The sequence below is a fragment of the Mannheimia sp. genome, from assembly GCF_056854775.1.
This window is the reverse complement of record NZ_JBXGGI010000051.1, coordinates 1-3,330: the sequence shown is the minus strand read 5'-3', so window position 1 is coordinate 3,330 and position 3,330 is coordinate 1. Positions and strand designations below refer to the sequence as shown.

General features: G+C 36.1%; 4 protein-coding genes. 2 read left to right on the top strand and 2 right to left on the bottom strand.

Features of this window, described 5'->3' with window-relative positions; all coding sequences use genetic code 11:
- Nucleotides 1-803 (bottom strand): ribonuclease D (gene rnd / locus ACJHV0_RS04105; protein ID WP_483133448.1); only part of this gene is annotated, 803 nt, incomplete at its 3' end.
- Between the two features lie 134 nt (nucleotides 804-937).
- Between rnd and ACJHV0_RS04100 the strand changes: the two genes are divergently transcribed.
- Both ACJHV0_RS04100 and bioD read left to right on the top strand, forming a co-directional pair.
- Nucleotides 938-2,122, top strand: coding sequence for an ROK family protein (locus tag ACJHV0_RS04100; protein WP_483133447.1), 1,185 nt, complete (start codon nucleotides 938-940; stop codon nucleotides 2,120-2,122).
- A gap of 52 nt (nucleotides 2,123-2,174) precedes the next feature.
- A complete protein-coding gene (bioD, locus tag ACJHV0_RS04095; protein WP_025236009.1) occupies nucleotides 2,175-2,894 on the top strand; it encodes a dethiobiotin synthase in 720 nt (239 codons plus the stop codon).
- Between the two features lie 91 nt (nucleotides 2,895-2,985).
- Here the strand turns inward: bioD and ACJHV0_RS04090 are convergent.
- The coding region (locus ACJHV0_RS04090; RefSeq protein ID WP_483133446.1) for a TonB-dependent receptor at nucleotides 2,986-3,330 on the bottom strand (345 nt) is incomplete at its 5' end.

Sequence of the window (3,330 nt, the reverse complement as noted above, 5' to 3'; positions counted from 1 at the left end):
GGGTGCATAAATTCTAATAATTGAGATGTGTGTTTTGGCTGTATTTTAGCAATTTGAAGCAGATTTGCTTCTTTCACCACAAAATTTAACGCCAGATCACGTTTTTCTGCCTCGTCAATCCGCCATTTAGCTAAAACTTGCAAAATAGCCAACTCTTGCTGATTTAATCGCCACGCATTAGCAATATTTTTATAGGCTTTGGTTTTATCTTCAACTCGCTGAATTTTAGCTGATATTGCCTCACACTCTTCTTTAACCGCATTTTGCCAGTTGCCTTTTGCTAACGCCTCAGCCAATTTTTCATAAATTGGTAACAGATACCATACATCTGCTGCTGCATATTGCAACTGCTGTTCAGTTAAAGGGCGAGCAAGCCAATCTGTACGAGAAGCCCCTTTATCCAGTTCAACATCTAAATAATGAGAAACTAATTTCGCAAATCCCATTGATATACCAACGCCGGCGAAGCCCGCCATAACTTGGGTATCAAGCATTGGTTCAGGCAATTGTTTGAATTGATGCTCGAAGACTTCTAAATCTTCACTACAGGCGTGAAGCACTTTTATTGTGCTTTTATCTGCCAATAATGAGACAAAAGGCGAAAAATCGGAAATCGCAGTAGGGTCGATTAAGCTGACTTGTTTGCCATCATATAACTGAACTAAACCTAATTTTGGGTAGTAAGTACGGGTGCGGATAAATTCAGTATCAAGTGCTATAGCATTTGCTTTTTTAGCCTCTTCGCATACTGCCGCTAGTTGTTCGTTTGTATCAATCCAGTTATAGCAAATTAAAGATTTCATACTCGTTTTCCGTAATTTTTTCAAAGAATAAAATAATTATGTGATCTGTTTCTCATTATAAACAAAAAAAGATTGTTATTTTTTTCAGATCAAAAAATAATTGCCACAATCAAGATGATAAAAGGAATTTTTAAATGTTTTCCGATAACAAAGCCTTACATTTAGGTAAGATTTACCGCTTAATCGAACAATTTGAATTAATTTCAAGAACCGACTTAGCCAAGCTCTCCGGCTTAGCTCCGGCATCTGTAACTAATCTTACTAAAATATTGATAGACAACCATTTTATTTTAGAAAGAACGGTGCAAAATACACTCGCTCGAGGTCGCCCTTCTGTTGGTTTAGCCGTTTCAAATTTCTTTTGGCAATTATTATGCATAACAGTTTCACCACATAAGGTTGAAATTTCCCTTTGTGAATTAAACGGTAAGCAAATGTACAAGCAAGATTATACAATCTCGCCGCAAAATTATACTCAATTAGACGATAACATTTTGAAATTTATCGAAAATTTCCAGCAAGCTCAGACTATCCATAAAGAGCAGTTACTTGCAGTTTCTGTAAGTGTTATAGGCAAAATTAATGCGGAAAAAGAGAGCATTACACAATTAGGCAATCACAATATGCTTTGCCATATCACACCTAAACTTGCCCAATTATTTGACTGTCCAATTTTATTAAGCGAGCATTTTCAATTATGGCTATTGGCAGAATCAACTGTGGGTTCTTTAATCAGCCAAAACAATGTAATTTTCATTGAATTAGACGATACAATAAACGTAAGCGTACTGTTAAGCGGCAATTTGCTACATAAACAGTCAAAAATGAATGTTGATAATATGCATATGCCTAAATTCAGCCAATTAAGTGATGAAACATTCCCTGAATTGGACACTATTGATCGTTATAAATTAATTAATCAAGTTACCTTCCCTGCTATCGTGCAATTAATTGATAAATATTTACCGAATCATTTAGCAACACCGGAACAAAAAATCAGTTTATTTTGTCAAAAAATTGAGGAAAATCAACCGCTTGCATTAACCATTTTAGAGCATATTACCGATAATCTCGCCTATGCTTTAATGAATTTAATCAACATTTTCTCTAGTGAGAAAATTATGTTCAATTCTCCTCTACTTCGGATAAAAGAACCTTTATTTAACCAACTTTCGGCAAAATTACATAAAAATTTGTTACAAGATCTAAAAATTGATTTAGTAACCAGTCAATATGATTGGAATAGCCCATTAATTGCTTGTTCTGCAATAAAACAAGGAATTTATGACGGAAATTTGATCAAGGACAGTATAAATTAATCTTTTCTTGGTTAAACTACAAGGCGTGAATTTTTTGTTAAAGGAATTTGTAATGCCTTCATTATTTATTACCGGAACAGATACAAATGTTGGGAAAACAGTTGTTACCCGAGCGATTATCCAAACCCTTACTGAACACCATTTCCCTGTAGTGGGTTATAAACCGATTGCGTGTGGTGGCGATGACTCTTTACCGACCGAGCCAACTCAATATGATTATGCAACGGAAGATAACTCCGATGTATTAACTATTTTGGAAAGTTGCCCGAAAGAGGTGTGTTATCGAGATATCAACAGTTATACATTTATCCATTCCAGTACACCTGTATTTGCGGCACTAGATGCCGTTCATCATATTCAATTAGAAAAATTGAATAGCGATTTGGCTCGATTGGAAGAAAAATTTCCCAATGTAGTTGTTGAAGGCACTTATGGCTGGCTTACCCCGATTAATAAAGATTATAGCTTTGCTGATTGGGTAATCCAAAATGATATGCCTGTGGTGTTAGTGGTAGGTATTAAAGAAGGTTGTGTTAATCACGCACTACTTACTGCCAATGAAATTTTGCAACGTGGAGGGAAACTAGTGGGCTGGGTTGCCAATCGGGTGAATCCTGGGTTGCGACACTATCACGAACTGATTGAATTACTCAGTCAAAAAATTAACGCACCGCTATTAGGGCAAATTCCTTATATGGGACACCCGGAACAAAAACAATTAGCCGCCTATATCCAAAACCCTGAGCCATTGTTTGAGTATTTTCAGAAATAGCAAGCGGTTCAATTTCACTGATTTTTTGCATATAAAAAGGGAGTTTCCGATTAAAAGAAACTCCCTTTTTCAACAAGATAAAGATTAAAGATTAAAACTTAACTTCAACTCCTAATATAAAATTCCGACCCGGTTGAGAAACGAACGGATGATAAGAAGTGTGAATATAGATCGGCTGATTGAGTAAGTTTGTCCCATTCAAGCTAATTTTATACTCCGCATTTTTAAATTTGTTGCTGTAACTTAAGCCCAAATTCAACATTGAATGCCCTTTGGTCGGATACTCTAACTGGCTTAAACGGCGTTGGCTAAACATACGATAGAATTCCGCTTCACCAGCCCAATTTTCATTAAATTGTGCATTTACCCGTAAACCTAAACGCAGTGGCGGCGTTCTTGGGGTATTCATATCGGCACGGTAAAGCAGATAAGTTTC